The following is a 13,721-nucleotide window of genomic DNA, read 5'->3' as shown; positions in this document are numbered from 1 at the left end:
TGCGCTTGTATGACCACAAGCTTGCCGGGGTCTCCCGGTGGACGATTTCAGCGTCGCTGGCCGCTGTCATTCCCGATGTCCCAAGGCGTTTGCGCGCCGTTCAGCATGTTTCATGGGAATGCCAGACAGGCGAGGACTGCCACATGAATGATGTAGCGTCATCCGACGCGCACATCCGGCTGGGAATGTTTGAGGCCGCGTGCGATATCCTCGCCGCCGCCGTGATCGTCTATGACAAGAACGATTGCCTCGTTTTCGCCAGCCGTCAGGTCCTGCGCTACTTCCCCATCCATGCCGATACGCTGAAGCCCGGCTCGCGCCTGCGCGACGTGCTCGGCGCGATTTTCGATACCGGTGTTCGCTACGGCATTCCTCCGGAACAACGCCACAAGGCCGTCAACCGCGAGGAGTGGATCTCCGCACAGATTTCCGTGCACTGGCGCGAACAATATGATGCGGTCGAACGGCTAAGCCGCGACCGCTGGCTGCATTTCCGCAAGCGCCGCCTGCCGAACGGCTATAATGTCACCACGCTGGTCGACGTCTCCGAACAGAAGAAGCAGGAGGAGCAGTGGCGCTCCGATCTCGACCGCATCGCGCTGACCGAGGCGATCCTCGAGACGCTGCCGTCGCCTGTCATCGTCAAGGATCGCAACCTTGCCTATATCGCGGCCAACAAGGCCTTCTGCACCATCTACAACGCCACGCCCGAGGGTATCCTCGGCCGCACGGTCTGGGACCTGGCGGACGCGGAAAATGCCGAGCGCATCGAGCGCAGCGACCGGCATGTGCTGGAGACCGGCGAACCATCCGTGCTGCCCGAGCACGTCATCCGCGCCGATGGCTCCGATCTCTACATCCTGACCCGCAAGCACCGCATCGGCGCGCCGGGCCACCATGTCGTCGTGACGATCATGGACGACGTGACGGCGCTTGTCGCCGGCAGCAACGCCGTGTCTGACGGCGAGGATGCCTTCCTGCGTGTAACGGGCGGTTTTGTCGAGGGGCAGAACTGCTTCGATCCGGTGCGCGATGCCGAACGCCGTCTGCTGCTGGAACAGCTCGGTGCGGAGGATCTGCGCGGCGTGTCCGGCAAGCGCGTGCTCGTCGCCACGCCCAATACCCGCATCGAAGAGATTCTGGTCGGCGAGTTCAAGGCGCGCGGCGGCGATTGCTGCGCGGTGCGCAGCCGCCATGAGTTCGATAGTTTCCTGGCACTTGCCACACAGCACGACCTTGCAATCGACCTCATTATCCTCGACGACAATATGCCGGATCACGAGGCGATGGCCGGCAACGGCCGTGGCATCGCCACGCGGCTGATCACGCCCGATGGCATCGGTCCGGATTTCATGCGCGTGCTCGTCGAGGAACACGAACTGCTGTCGGAAAACGATTCACCGCTCGGCGATATCGTCACGCCCGTCTCCTTCTCCGACGACTGGTATATCGCGACCGATATCACCGCCATGCTGCCCGCCGCCGTCGGCGATGTCGACGTGCTGGTGGCCGAGGACAACCAGATCAACCAGTTCGTCTTCTCGCAGATCCTCGAAGGCCTCGGCATCTCGCACCGCATCGCCGAGAATGGCGAGGAGGCGGTGATGCTCTGGCGCAAACATCAACCCCGTCTCGTCCTGATGGACATCTCCATGCCCGTGATGAACGGCATCGATGCGGCTAGGGAAATCCGGCAGGCGGAGGAGCTTACCGGAACCCATACGCCTATCGTCGCCGTCACCGCCCAGGCGCTCAATGTCGATATGCAGAACTGCATGGATGCCGGCATGGACGACTACATCACCAAGCCGGTCAGCCCGGATATGATCGAGGCGATTTATCGGCGCTATGCCGCCGGGAAGCTGGAGAAGTCCGTCGCGTAGAGCATTTCCAGCCGAAGCGGGATCGCTTCGGCATCGGATAATGCGAAAATGCTCAAGGCAAGTCCCGCGAAAGCGGGACGCTTTAGGGTGAGGATATCGGGTCAACTCCCCAGATTTGGGGAGGCCGGTGGGCAGGACTGACGATCGCTTGCTATGTTTTTGTTAACAGACATGGCGCATCGTGAAGCGGTCTTCGGAGGTTGAGTGCAAGTACGGGAAATCATTGATGAAGTCTGCTGACCATGCGGCACTGGATGTTTCCCAGACTGACCTCCATGCCATGGCCTATACCGACCCGTTGACCGGGCTCGGCAATCTCTACCGCCTGCGTGACAAGGTTCGCCAGATCGCCAAGGAGCGTGAAGAGGACCCGGCTCCCTTCGCCATCGGCATCGCCAATCTCGACGGTTTCAAGCCCATCAACGATCTTTTCGGCCCCCGCGCCGGCGATGAAATCCTCTGCCAGGTCGCCCATCGCCTGAAGGCCTGCATTCCCGACGGCGCCACCGTCACCCGTCATGGCGGCGACGAGTTCGCTTTCGTGCTGCCGCTGGTCTTCGAGCGCAAGGGTGCGGAGAAGATCGGCCAGATGCTGCGCGAGGTGCTGTCCGCCCCGTTCGATCTCGGCGACCGCAATGTGCGCCTCTCGGCCTCCTTCGGCTTTGCCATCTATCCCTTCGCGGGCGAGGATTTCACGGAACTTCTGAAGAGCGCCGACACCGCGCTCTACCGTTCCAAGCGCCGCGGCCGCGGCCAGATCACCGTCTATTCGCAGGAAATCGCCCAGGAGATGAAGCGCGCGACGCAGCTCGAGCAGGCGCTGCGCAATGCCATCATCGCCAATGAGGTGGACGTGCATTTCCAGCCGATCGTCAGCCTGCGCGACGACACGGTCGTCGGCTTCGAGGCCTTGGCGCGCTGGTGCGACGCCGATCTCGGCTATGTCTCGCCGGCCGTCTTCGTGCCGCTCGCCGAAGAGCGCGGCTTCATAGACGCGCTGTCCGATACGCTGCTGCGCAAGGCTGCCGAGGCCGCCCTGTCCTGGCCGAAGGAGCTGTTCCTCTCCTTCAACCTCTCCTCCGCCCAGCTGATGGATCCGAAGACGGCATTCAACACGCTCGCCATCCTCAATCGCGTCGGGCTCGATCCGCGCCGGCTGGAGCTGGAGATCACTGAAACCGCCGTAATGACGGATGCCGACACGGCCCAGAAGATCGTCGGCGAATTGCGCGCCGCCGGCGTGCGCATCTCGCTCGACGATTTCGGCACCGGCCAATCGAGCCTCGGGCGCCTGCGCGACTTCACCTTCGACAAGGTGAAGATCGACCGCGCCTTCGTCTCGCGCATCTCCAACGACAAGGCCTCCGAACACATCATCAAGGCGATCGTCGCCATGTGCGAAGGCCTCGACCTTGCCGTCGTCGCCGAAGGCATAGAGGATTTCTCCGAGGCGCTGAAGCTCAAGGCGCTCGGCTGCGGCATGGGGCAGGGCTATTTCTACGGCAAGCCGGCGGATGCCGTCGCCACCATGCGCTACCTCGCCGACCGCTATGTGACGGTCGAAGGCCGCGCCGCCTCGGCTTGAGGCGTGCCTAAATATGTCACTTCCTTAAAATTGTACCGTCCGGTTTAGCGGGACGGCAAATGCTCAAGGTTATGCTCCCAGCAGAAAGAACAATTGGGGGTTAACAGGGATGGCGACCATCAAGGACATGCCCGTCAGGGGCAACGATCGTTCCAGGGTTCGCATTTTTGCCAATGTCCAGGTCATGCACCAGTCCTCGCGGGCGCGCGTCGTCGATCTCTCGCCGACCGGCATGGCCTTCGACCTGGAAAAGCCGCTCCAGGCCATGCCCGGCCAGATGGTGACGATCGAGAGCGAGGAACTCGGCCGCCTCAGCGGCACCGTGCGCTGGTATTCCAACGGCCGTCTCGGCATCCAGTACAAGCTGTCGACCAACGCGCTGGCGCAGATCACCTCCTATTTCCGCTTCTTCCACGAAGAGGTGAAGCCGGTGTTGAGAAGGTAGGCGTTACAGGGAGGTCTCCCGGCTCAGCCGCCCTTCCTCGACCAGCCAGTCGCGCACGCGCCGCGCCGGTCCGTTGAGTTCGCGCGAGCGCGGCCAGACCACGTAGAAACCTTCGGCGAGTTCCAGCGAATGGCCGCCGACGGGAACGAGTGCGCCGGAGCGCACCTGTCCCTCGATGAGGTGGCGCCAGCCGAGTGCGACACCTTCGCCCGCCAGCACCGCCTGGATGACGAGCACATAGTCGTTGATGGCGAGCCGCCGCGCCTGGGCGGGATAACGCACGCCGGCGCTCGCGAACCACTCCGGCCAGTTGCAGGCCGCCCGCACCGGCTCTTCCAGATGGATGAGCGGCAGTTTCAAAAGCTCTTCCGGCGTCTTCGGGTGTCCACGGCTTTCCACGAAGGCAGGGCTCGCCACGGCCGTGATCACCTCCGGTGCCAGGAGAGCGGCATGATAGCGCGGCCATTTCGCCGGGTCGCCGCCGCGAATGCCGAGCGGGATCGTCTCTTCGTCGAGATCGAGGTCGCGCACGCTGGTCTGGATTCTGAGGTCGATATCCGGCAGGTCGGTGCGCAACTTCGCAAGCCTTGGCAGCATCCACATCGAGGCGAAGGCGGTCGAGGCAGAAAGCGTCACATTGGCCTCGCGTCCCTTGGCCCGGATATCCTCTGCCGATTTCTGGATGCGCGACAGGCCGAGCGTCACATCGGCATGGAAGCGCTCGCCGGCATCGGTCAGTTCGACGGCGCGATGGATGCGGTGGAAGAGCGCCACGCCCAGCTGTTCCTCCAGATTGCGCACTGCATAGGAGACGGCTGCCTGCGTCATGCCGAGTTCGTTGGCGGCGCGCGTGAAATTCTGGTGCCGCCCGGCGGCCTCGAAGATAATGAGGCTGGAGGCGGAGGGGAGCAGGCGGCGCAGGGTTTCCATAAATCAAGCTTATCGTGTCGAACAATTTTTTCCAGCGTTACAGCACTCTTTTTCAAGCCTAGCCTCACTTCCAATTATGGAGGTGATCATGGGTGTAGCAGCAACGATCGAAGCGCCGGCACGGCGGGGCAGGGGCACGCGGCGCGACAATGCCGCAAAGCCGCTGGGCGTGCCCTATATCGTGCGCGGCATCCCGACCTATGACGTGCTGTCGGAGGAGAATCTTCAGAAGGTCGAGCGTGCGGCGGATCGCATCCTCGCCGAAGTCGGCATCGAGTTTCGCGACGACCCTGCTGTCATCGACCACTGGAAACGGGCCGGCGCCAAGGTGGACGGGCTCCTGGTGCGCTTCGAGCCCGGCATGCTGCGCGAGATCGTCTCCACCGCGCCGGCCGAGTTCACCCAGCACGCCCGCAACCCCGCCAACAACGTGCAGATCGGCGGTCGGAACGTCGTGTTCTCGCCGGCCTATGGCTCGCCCTTCGTGATGGATCTCGACAAAGGCCGGCGCTACGGCACGCTGGAGGATTTCAGGAACTTCATCAAGCTCGCCCAGTCGAGCCCCTGGCTGCACCATTCCGGCGGCACGATCTGCGAGCCGGTCGACATTCCCGTCAACAAGCGCCACCTCGATATGGTCTATAGCCATATGAAATATTCCGACCGCGCCTTCATGGGCTCGATCACGGCGGAAGACCGCGCCGAGGATTCCATCGACATGGCGCGCATCCTGTTCGGCGCGGATTTCGTCGACAAGAATTGCGTCATCCTCGGCAATGTCAACGTCAACTCGCCGCTCGTCTGGGACGGCACCATGACCAAGTCGCTGCGGGCCTATGCCCGCGCCAACCAGGCGGCCGTTATCGTGCCCTTCATTCTCGGCGGCGCGATGGGGCCGGTGACGAATGCCGGTGCCATCGCCCAATCCTTCGCCGAAACACTGGCCGGCTGCGCGCTTACCCAGCTGGAGCGCAAGGGCGCGCCGGTGATTTTCGGCAACTTCCTCTCCTCCATGTCGCTGCGCTCGGGCTCGCCGACCTTCGGCACGCCGGAGCCGGCCATCGGCTCCATGGTCGTCGGACAGCTGGCCCGCCGCCTGAACCTGCCGCTGCGCTGCGCCGGCAATTTCTCCAATTCGAAGCTGCCGGACGGGCAGGCCATGCAGGAAGGGATGATGTCGATGCTGTCGGCCGTGCATTGCGGCGCGAATTTCATCCTGCATTCCGCCGGCTTCCTGGATGGGCTGCTCGCCATGTCCTACGAGAAATTCGTGATGGATGCCGATCTCTGCGGCGCGCTGCATTCCTATCTCGCCGGCGTCACTGTGGATGATAACACGCTGGCGATGGATGCTTTCCTCGAAGTCGGCCCCGGCAGTCATTTCCTCGGCTGCGATCATACGATGCGCAACTACCAGACGGCCTTCTGGGATTCGACGCTCTCCGACAACGAGCCTTTCGAGAAATGGAGCGAGGAGGGCGGCTCGACCGACATGGCGACGCGCGCCAACCGCCAGTGGAAGAAAACACTTGCTGAATATGAGGCCCCGCCGCTGGATGTGGCGATCGACGAAGCGCTGTGTGACTATATGGAGCGCAAGAAGGCCGCGATGGCCGATGCCTGGTATTGAAGCATGAAAAACCCGGTGGCGCAGGGAGCGCCACCGGGCTGGAGGTCAGAAAACTGACGCTTATTCAGCCGGCTGGGTCGTGGCCGGGGCCGTGCCCGTTGTGGTCGTCGACGAGGTCGTCGAGGTATCGACCGGGGTGTTGGCCTGGCGTTCGGCAACCTGCTGCGACTTGGTCTTGAATTCCGGCGCAGCCTGCAGGCTTTCGGCGGTTTCCGAGGTCGTCAGCTTGACGTCGTCGGAGTCCGGAACCTGCGTGATCGCGATCTTCTCGAACGGAACGGCGACCCACTTTTCACCGATGCCCAGGAAGCCGCCGACACCGATGATGGCTGCGTCAACGCCGCCGGTCTTGGCCATGATCAGGTCGGAGATCTTGCCGATGCTTTCATCGCCGCTGTTGTAAACGGACTGGCCGATATAGGTGTTGGCGCTGATCTGCTCATCCGACTGGGCTGTCAGATAGTCGCCTCCGGCGGCCGGAGCCTGGGCGGTGTCTTCCGTAGCGGTACCTGTTGCCGGCGTCTGGGCCGTGTCTTCGGTCGGCGTCGTGGACGGGTTGGCGGCGGTGTCGCCCGGAGTGGTGCCTGTGGCGGCGTCACCGGTCAGGCCCGGCTGCTGCTCCATGGTCTGGGTCTGGTCGGCCGCGGGCTTGGTGGTGTCCTGCGCATAGGCCGCGGGAGCAAGGGCCGCGCCGAGGAAAATGGCACTGGCGGCAACGGAAGTAAGAAGCTTGTTGGTCATTTGGAACCTGCCTTTTCGTCTCTCGTTGGCATCAAGGCGCGGCGGTTATTGAAAGGCCGTCCGCACCCGCTGATGTCTAGAAAACGACGACCCCTCGGTTTGGTTCCGATAAAAATTGCCTTCTTTTTGATCGTCCAGATACTTAAGCTATGCGTAAAAAACGGCTCCGGATCGGTCAATCCGGAGCCGCAATCTGGCATTCGATCGATCGGACGATGTCTCAGATCGAGAATTTCGGCTCGAACCGGCCCTTGACGGCTATGCCAAGCTCGAAGGTCTTGCCGGCATGAGGATCGGCAAGGCGGGCGGCTTCATCCATGTCCGCCCAGGCCGATGTCACCAGCAGGCGGTCCGCCTTCGCGCCGATGAAAGCCGGGCAGCTGGACTGCGTGGCCGGCACGCTGTAGCGCGCGATCTTCGTGCCGTCGGGCTTGTAGACATCGACGGCACCCTGTCCCCAGCGAGCGTTCCAGATGAGGCCGTCGGCATCGCAGACCGAACCGTCCACGTCGCCCGGCTCGCCGCTTTGATCGGAGAAGACCTGGGGTTCGCCCGCGGGAAGGCCGGTTTTCGGATCGAGCGGGACGCGCATGATCTTGTTGACGGCGGAATCGACGAAGTAGCCGGTCGCGCCATCCGGCGAGAAGCAGATGCCGTTGGGAATGGTCACATCGGCAAACAGCTTCGTCACCGTCGTGCCGGCCACATGATAGATCGCGCCGGAATGCTTTTGCGCCGTGCGGCCCATCGTGCTGGCCCAGAGTGCGCCGGAGGGGTGCACGCGGCCGTCGTTCGATCGGTTTTCGGCCTTGTCTTCCAGCTTCGCGAAGGGGGCCAGCGTGCCGTCGGCGACGCTGCGGATGAACAGGCCCCGATCGGAAACGATGAGCTGGCGCTCCGCATCGACGACGGCGAGCACGCTGCCCAGGAAGGGCAGGTCGTGCACGGTCTTCTTCAGGGTCGCGAGATGCAGTTCGTGCAGCTGTTGGCCCTTGATGTCGAACCAGAACGCCGTGTCGGTCGCCGGATCATAGGTCGGGCCTTCGCCGAGCTGGCAATCGACCGCGTCGAGGATGCGGCCGGTGAAGGAATGGTTGTCGCTCATCGGCTGGCTCCATAGACGGTGTCATAGGCTTCGATCGTGATCTTGGCGCGCGCCCGCACCTCGTCGGCTCCCATGCCGACCTTGTAGAGACTGGAGCCGAGGCCGAAGCTGCGGATGCCGATGGCGGCATAGTCGGAAAAGTTCTTTTCCGACACGCCGCCGACGGCCGCGATCTCAAGCTCTGCCGGCAGCACGGCGCGGATGGCCTGGATGCCGGACGGGCCGAGCACGCTGGCGGGGAAGAATTTCAGGCCCGTCGCCCCTGCGCGGGCAGCGGCCAGCGCCTCGGTCGGCGTGAAGACGCCGGGCATCGTCACCATGCCCCTGGCGGCGGCCGTCGAGATCACATCGGGCTCGACATTGGGGCTCACCATCAGCTTGCCGCCGACGGCGTCGAGCCTGAGGACGTCCTCCACCGTCAGCACGGTGCCGGCGCCGATCAGGCAGCCTTCCGGCGCCATCTTTGCGGCGATCTCGATGGATTTGAACGGCTCGGGCGAATTGAGCGGGATTTCGATGGCGGTAAAGCCGGTCTCGATCAGCGCGCCGACAACGGCCTCGGTCTCGCTCGGCTTCAGCCCGCGCAGGATGGCGATCAGCGGATATTTCATCGGGGGAAAGGGAATGCGGCTCATCTGTCTGCTTTCGTGGGGAGGAATTAGAGGGACCAGAGCGCCTTGGCGCCAGCGGCAAGGCCGTTTCGCACGGCGGTATCGGCATCGATGACGATGGGTGCAAGGCCTGCGGCGGCAAGGGCTTCACCATAGAGCGTGCCGAGCCCGCCGGAAACGACGAGTGCGACCGGCGTGCCCTCGGCGACCAGCGACAGCGCGCCGGCGATTTCAAGCCCGATCAGCGTGCCGGAGAGGCGGGCCTTCGCATCGTCGGGCGTAAGGCCTGATATCAGGGCACCGGCCCGCACCGAAAACAGCTGGCTGGTCGCCAGCGCCGGGTTTTTCACCATGCGGCTGACGGCCGCGCGGAAGGCGTCGCTGCGGCCGGAGACCGGGCCGGCCTCGGCAATCGAATGGCTGAGAATGGTGTTCTTCGCGATGGCGTCGAACAGTTCGCCCGTCATGAAGGTCGAGAAACCCTCGACCCGGCCGCCCGAGAGGCGCACCCATTTGCTGTGCGTGCCGGGCATGCAGACGAGATGGTCGCCATTGCCGAGTTCCGCGGCGGCGCCGAGCAGCTGCGTTTCCTCGCCGCGAATGACGTCCGGGGCCGCCGGATCGCGCTGGGCAAGGCCGGGCAGGATGCGGATATCGGCCTCAACGCCGGGAATGCGCACGGCGGCGGCCGGAATATCGAGAAGGGCGGCGGGCGTATCGAGATAGCCGGCCTCGACCCAGCCCTGCTTGGCACCGGCCATGCCGCAGATCAGGACGGGCAGACCTGCCGGCGCGGCAATGGCAGAAAGGTGGCTGTTCAGCACCTCTGCAAACCCCGTGCGGGCGGCGGTCGTCATGCCTTCGCCGCTGCGGCGTTCGGCGAGCACGCCGCCGTCCTTGCCGATGAGCCAGAGGCGGAAGCTGGACGTTCCCCAGTCCACCGCGACGTAAGCGGGTTCAGTCATCAGAGCATGCCTCCATCGACAATCAATGTTTGTGCAGTGATGGCGGCGGACGCATCCGACGCCAGGAAAAGACAGGGGCCGACCAGATCGTCGGCAATGAGCGAGCGCTTCAGGCATTGCCGGGCGATGCCGCCGGCAATGTCGGCCTCGTCGATCCACAGGCGCTTTTGGCGCTCCGTCAGCACCATGCCGGGCAGGATGGCGTTGACGCGGATCTTGTCCGGGCCGAGCTTGCCGGCGAGCGACTTCGTCAGGCCAACGATGCCGGCCTTCGCCGCCGCATAGCCGGGAAGCTCGCCCATGTTGAGCAGATAGGCGATGGAGGAGAAATTGACGATCGCTCCGCCGCCGGCCTTTTGCATATGCGGTGCGACCGCCTGGGCGGCGAAGAAATGGTGGCGGAGGTTGACCGACTGGTTCTCGTCCCAGTCATCGGGCTCGACCGCCTCCAGATCGTGCCGGTCGTCGCGCGCGGCGTTGTTGACGAGCACGCGCAGGCCGCCGAGCGCATCCGCCGCTTCGGCAATGGCCACGCGCAGGGCCGCGATATCGCGCAGATCCACCCTTATATAATGGGGCCGGTGTACGACCTTGCCGTCGAGGTCTGCAACGAGCGCGCGGCTATCCGCCTCGGCGATGTCGAGGAAGGCGACGCGCGCGCCCTGCGCCGCAAAGCCGGCCACCAGCGCCGCGCCGATGCCTGAGCCCCCGCCGGTGATGAGCACGCCCTGTCCGACAAGGTCGGGATAACGGCCGGCCATGGGTTTCTCCAAATTTGTTCCAATATTTGGAACTGAGTTTGATTATTCGGAATTATTCCGCTAGCTTTGTCGCAAGTCAAGACAGGCGGGGTGCGGCACGATGGAAATGGAGCGGGACGGCGAGGGTGGTACGGGCACGCTCGGCAAGGCCATGGCGGTCCTCGAAACGGTGGCGCTGTCGGATCGCCCGTTGCGCTTCACGGATGTGCTCGCCGTCAGCGGCCAGCCGCGCGGTACGCTGCACCGCCAGCTTACCCATCTCGTACAGGAGGGCCTCTTGGAGCTTCGCCCAGACCACGCCTATGTGCCGGGCCTGCGCCTGCTCAAGCTCGCCTCGGCAAGCTGGGCGCGCAACGAGGTCCGCGCCGTCTCCGCGCCCTTTCTGGAGGCGCTGCACCGGCAGACCGGCGAGACAGTGCATTTCGGCGTGCTGCGCGGCCGGGAGATCATCTATCTCGACAAGGTGGAGAGCCGTCAGGCGGTGCGCATGAATTCGCAGATCGGCAATGCCTCGCCCGCCTTCTGCACGGGAGTGGGCAAGGCCGCCCTTTCCACGCTCGACGCCGCGGCGCTGGACACCATCCTCGCCGATATGGAATTCCGCCGCTTCACCCCGCACACGATCACCGACCGGCCGTCCTTCGTCGCCGAACTCGACCGCATCAGGCAGAGCGGTATCGCCTTCGACCGGGAGGAGCACGAGCCGGGCATCCGCTGCGTCGCCGCACCGGTTTTCGACGAAAGCCGTTCGCTCGTGGCGGGCGTTTCGGTGACGGGACCGGCCTATCGTGTCAGCGAGGAGCAGCTTGCGGCATGGGCGCCGCTGGTCGGCGAAGCGGCCCGCGGCATCATGGGAGAACTCGCGGCACGGCTTGGCCCGCAACGATAAGTCGTGGTGAATGGTCCGTAAATGGTCACATGGTTGTCTTGTGCCCCCATTTTACGGTAAATTAGAAAATCACGCTGGACGTGGATGGGGGCCGCCATTAGCTTCCGTGACGACCAGCTTCTAAGTTGCGTCGCTTGCCGCGAACTTGAGCGCGGTTCATCGAACATACTTGCATTGGGATACGGGGGTTCCTGAAGCAAGCAGTGCATTGTGCCGGCAGGGTCTGCCGCGCGGTTGCGTGCGTTGCTGAAGGAAGATTGGACATGGCGGATCGATTCCATACGATATCTGCGCAATCCCAGACGCGTTGGGGCCGTGCCCCCTTGGCCATGGGTTCGCAGGACGATGTTGCTGAAAAGCTTGATGGTCTCGCCAAGCGCTTTGACCTGCGCGGCTACCTGCTGATCAACGTTCCCTCGGAAACCTCGACGGATTTTTCCTCGAACGTGCTGATGACGTCCTGGCCGGACGAGATGCTGAAGACCTATGACCATGCCGGTCTGATCTTCGGAAGCCCTGTCATTGAGCGCCTGCGCCAGAGCACCAATCCCTTCGCCTATGATGCTGACGGCACCAACCGCCGCCGCACCGATGGCAAGGCGGCGATTGCGGCCTCGCTTTTCGAGAAACACGGCATGACGCGTGGCGCTTATTTCCCGGCGCACAATTCCGCCGGCCTGCGCGGGGCCCTTGCCTTCGGCGGCACGCGTGAAGCGCTCAATCCACGGGAAATGGCCGAGCTGAATGCCATGGCCAACCTCATCTTTACCGAAGTCGTCGAGCTGAAAGCCGCCGCGGGGCAGCACGTTTCGCTGTCGCGCCGCGAGGTCGAATGCCTGTCCTGGGCCTCGGCCGGAAAGACGAGCGTGGAAATGTCCGAAATCCTCGGCCTCTCGGAATATACGGTCAATCACTATCTGAACCGGGCGACCCGCAAGCTCGATGCGGTTAACCGGGTCCAAGCGGTCGCCAAGGCGATCCGCGCCGGTCTTTTGAACTAATGCATAAAAAACACCTTGAGATAGTCTGGAATGCGCACGGTCCCGCTCCAAATGCCCAAGGCGACAAAAGAAATGCGGGGAACAATGACAACGGATGAAACGAGCGGCGGTGAAAACCAGCTCCAGGACGACGGCAGCGAGATCGCTGCTCTTGAGACCCAGTTCGACATCGTGCGCTATATGCGGCGCAAATGCGAACAATATGGTCTGAAATATTTTATTGTCTTCACGCTGCCCGGCTTCGAGGCGGAAAAGCTCTCGGCCTATTCCATCGTCAGCAACTGGCCGCAGGAAATCATCGGCAAATACGATGCGTTGCGCATGGTGCGCCACAGCGCCGGTATCCGCAAGCTTCGGCTGACGACGGTGCCGTTTTCCTACGACATGCGCGAATGGATTGGAGAATCGTCGGAACAGACGGATTTCACCGAGCTGCTCGACGTGATGACCAGTCACGGCATGCTCGTCGGTCACTTCTTTCCGGTGCACGACGCGCTCGGCAATCGCGGCGCGATCGTCTGGGGTGGAGACAATGCCGCGCTCAGCCGCGATGACCGGCTGATGTTGCAGATGATCTCCGTCCACCTCTTCAACCGGCTGGCCGAAATCGGTGCGGCCTGGAAGTCGGGACAGGTGGTGCTCACCGAGCGCGAGATCCAGTGCCTGAGCTGGACCGCGGCGGGCAAGACCAGCCTGGAAATCGCCGAAATCCTCGGTCTCTCCGAGCACACGGTCAATCACTACCTCAACCAGGTCACCCGCAAGCTGGAGGCGGTCAACCGCACCCAGGCCGTGGTGAAGGCGATCCGCCGCGGGCTGATCGCCTAGGTTCTTGCCTTCAGGCAAAGATGCCGCTGCCCATCGTCCGTAAATTCGTTTGGCTGCCGCCTTTTCGTGCACTATCTACGAAGGCGGCGGGCCGATCCCGCGGCAGGTTGATGAGGATTTCATGACGGACGTAAGCAAGGAACAGGTGCTGGAACGGCTGCGCACGGTGCGCGGTCCTGATATGGACGGCAACATCGTCGATCTCGGCATGGTTTCCGACGTCTTCATTTCCGACGGCAAGGCCTATTTCTCGATCACCGTGCCCGCTGAGCGCGCCCGCGAGCTCGATCCCATGCGCGCCGCCGCAGAGCGTGTCGTCAAGGAAATCCCCGGCATCAAGGCGGCCA

14 protein-coding genes are annotated in these 13,721 nt (G+C 63.5%); 8 read left to right on the top strand and 6 right to left on the bottom strand.

Features of this window, described 5'->3' with window-relative positions; genetic code table 11:
• Positions 1–143: 143 nt before the first annotated feature.
• The 3 genes from AC27VQ_RS16285 to AC27VQ_RS16275 all read left to right on the top strand — a co-directional run bounded on the left by AC27VQ_RS16285 (position 144) and on the right by AC27VQ_RS16275 (position 3,913).
• Positions 144–1,883 carry a response regulator gene (locus tag AC27VQ_RS16285; RefSeq protein WP_488717078.1) on the top strand — a complete coding sequence of 580 codons (1,740 nt, stop codon included), beginning with the start codon at positions 144–146 and terminating at the stop codon, positions 1,881–1,883.
• Between the two features lie 226 nt (positions 1,884–2,109).
• Positions 2,110–3,468, top strand: coding sequence for a putative bifunctional diguanylate cyclase/phosphodiesterase (locus AC27VQ_RS16280; RefSeq protein WP_313531913.1), 1,359 nt, complete (start codon positions 2,110–2,112; stop codon positions 3,466–3,468).
• Between the two features lie 109 nt (positions 3,469–3,577).
• Positions 3,578–3,913: a PilZ domain-containing protein gene (locus AC27VQ_RS16275; protein WP_117368619.1), complete on the top strand. Its 336-nt coding sequence runs from the start codon at positions 3,578–3,580 to the stop codon at positions 3,911–3,913.
• Between the two features lie 3 nt (positions 3,914–3,916).
• On the opposite strand, the gene AC27VQ_RS16270 is transcribed toward AC27VQ_RS16275, so the two are convergent.
• Entirely contained in the window at positions 3,917–4,843 is a 927-nt protein-coding gene (locus AC27VQ_RS16270; RefSeq protein ID WP_421591833.1) for a LysR substrate-binding domain-containing protein, read from the bottom strand.
• A gap of 88 nt (positions 4,844–4,931) precedes the next feature.
• On the opposite strand from AC27VQ_RS16270, the gene AC27VQ_RS16265 reads away from it, so the two are divergent.
• Positions 4,932–6,473 carry a trimethylamine methyltransferase family protein gene (locus AC27VQ_RS16265; protein WP_488717077.1) on the top strand — a complete coding sequence of 514 codons (1,542 nt, stop codon included), beginning with the start codon at positions 4,932–4,934 and terminating at the stop codon, positions 6,471–6,473.
• 60 nt (positions 6,474–6,533) lie between these two features.
• Here AC27VQ_RS16265 and AC27VQ_RS16260 read toward each other — a convergent pair whose 3' ends face one another.
• From AC27VQ_RS16260 to AC27VQ_RS16240, 5 genes are all read right to left on the bottom strand, one after another.
• Entirely contained in the window at positions 6,534–7,214 is a 681-nt protein-coding gene (locus tag AC27VQ_RS16260) for a PRC-barrel domain-containing protein (protein ID WP_488717076.1), read from the bottom strand.
• A gap of 220 nt (positions 7,215–7,434) precedes the next feature.
• Positions 7,435–8,319, bottom strand: coding sequence for an SMP-30/gluconolactonase/LRE family protein (locus tag AC27VQ_RS16255; RefSeq protein ID WP_488717075.1), 885 nt, complete (start codon positions 8,317–8,319; stop codon positions 7,435–7,437).
• The gene (locus AC27VQ_RS16250; protein WP_488717074.1) at positions 8,316–8,954 is read right to left on the bottom strand and encodes a 2-dehydro-3-deoxy-6-phosphogalactonate aldolase; all 639 of its coding nucleotides are present in this window, start codon (positions 8,952–8,954) and stop codon (positions 8,316–8,318) included. Before AC27VQ_RS16250 ends, AC27VQ_RS16255 begins: the two co-directional genes overlap by 4 nt.
• A gap of 23 nt (positions 8,955–8,977) precedes the next feature.
• Positions 8,978–9,895: a 2-dehydro-3-deoxygalactonokinase gene (locus AC27VQ_RS16245; RefSeq protein ID WP_488717073.1), complete on the bottom strand. Its 918-nt coding sequence runs from the start codon at positions 9,893–9,895 to the stop codon at positions 8,978–8,980.
• Positions 9,895–10,656, bottom strand: coding sequence for an SDR family NAD(P)-dependent oxidoreductase (locus AC27VQ_RS16240; protein WP_488717072.1), 762 nt, complete (start codon positions 10,654–10,656; stop codon positions 9,895–9,897). Before AC27VQ_RS16240 ends, AC27VQ_RS16245 begins: the two co-directional genes overlap by 1 nt.
• Positions 10,657–10,762: 106 nt before the next feature.
• Between AC27VQ_RS16240 and AC27VQ_RS16235 the strand changes: the two genes are divergently transcribed.
• The 4 genes from AC27VQ_RS16235 to AC27VQ_RS16220 form a co-directional block, all read left to right on the top strand.
• Entirely contained in the window at positions 10,763–11,545 is a 783-nt protein-coding gene (locus tag AC27VQ_RS16235; protein WP_488717245.1) for an IclR family transcriptional regulator, read from the top strand.
• Between the two features lie 263 nt (positions 11,546–11,808).
• Positions 11,809–12,546 (top strand): helix-turn-helix transcriptional regulator, encoded by a 738-nt coding sequence (locus tag AC27VQ_RS16230; RefSeq protein WP_313531896.1) that lies wholly within the window; start codon positions 11,809–11,811, stop codon positions 12,544–12,546.
• A gap of 84 nt (positions 12,547–12,630) precedes the next feature.
• Positions 12,631–13,374, top strand: coding sequence for a helix-turn-helix transcriptional regulator (locus AC27VQ_RS16225; protein ID WP_488717071.1), 744 nt, complete (start codon positions 12,631–12,633; stop codon positions 13,372–13,374).
• Between the two features lie 121 nt (positions 13,375–13,495).
• On the top strand, positions 13,496–13,721 hold a 226-nt coding region (locus AC27VQ_RS16220), incomplete at its 3' end, for an iron-sulfur cluster assembly protein (RefSeq protein WP_488717070.1).

This window comes from Shinella sp. 20P9.1.1 (genome assembly GCF_057798995.1).
Note: the sequence above shows the minus strand (reverse complement) of the source record. Positions and strands in the feature narration are given on the sequence as shown.

Excerpts from the sequence above, each read along its gene's own strand:
- AC27VQ_RS16285 (WP_488717078.1), top strand. The coding sequence starts at position 144 with ATGAATGATGTAGCGTCATCCGACGCGCACATCCGGCTGGGAATGTTT.
- AC27VQ_RS16280 (WP_313531913.1), top strand. The coding sequence starts at position 2,110 with ATGAAGTCTGCTGACCATGCGGCACTGGATGTTTCCCAGACTGACCTC.
- AC27VQ_RS16275 (WP_117368619.1), top strand. The coding sequence starts at position 3,578 with ATGGCGACCATCAAGGACATGCCCGTCAGGGGCAACGATCGTTCCAGG.
- AC27VQ_RS16270 (WP_421591833.1), bottom strand. The coding sequence starts at position 4,843 with ATGGAAACCCTGCGCCGCCTGCTCCCCTCCGCCTCCAGCCTCATTATC.
- AC27VQ_RS16265 (WP_488717077.1), top strand. The coding sequence starts at position 4,932 with ATGGGTGTAGCAGCAACGATCGAAGCGCCGGCACGGCGGGGCAGGGGC.
- AC27VQ_RS16260 (WP_488717076.1), bottom strand. The coding sequence starts at position 7,214 with ATGACCAACAAGCTTCTTACTTCCGTTGCCGCCAGTGCCATTTTCCTC.
- AC27VQ_RS16255 (WP_488717075.1), bottom strand. The coding sequence starts at position 8,319 with ATGAGCGACAACCATTCCTTCACCGGCCGCATCCTCGACGCGGTCGAT.
- AC27VQ_RS16250 (WP_488717074.1), bottom strand. The coding sequence starts at position 8,954 with ATGAGCCGCATTCCCTTTCCCCCGATGAAATATCCGCTGATCGCCATC.
- AC27VQ_RS16245 (WP_488717073.1), bottom strand. The coding sequence starts at position 9,895 with ATGACTGAACCCGCTTACGTCGCGGTGGACTGGGGAACGTCCAGCTTC.
- AC27VQ_RS16240 (WP_488717072.1), bottom strand. The coding sequence starts at position 10,656 with ATGGCCGGCCGTTATCCCGACCTTGTCGGACAGGGCGTGCTCATCACC.
- AC27VQ_RS16235 (WP_488717245.1), top strand. The coding sequence starts at position 10,763 with ATGGAGCGGGACGGCGAGGGTGGTACGGGCACGCTCGGCAAGGCCATG.
- AC27VQ_RS16230 (WP_313531896.1), top strand. The coding sequence starts at position 11,809 with ATGGCGGATCGATTCCATACGATATCTGCGCAATCCCAGACGCGTTGG.
- AC27VQ_RS16225 (WP_488717071.1), top strand. The coding sequence starts at position 12,631 with ATGACAACGGATGAAACGAGCGGCGGTGAAAACCAGCTCCAGGACGAC.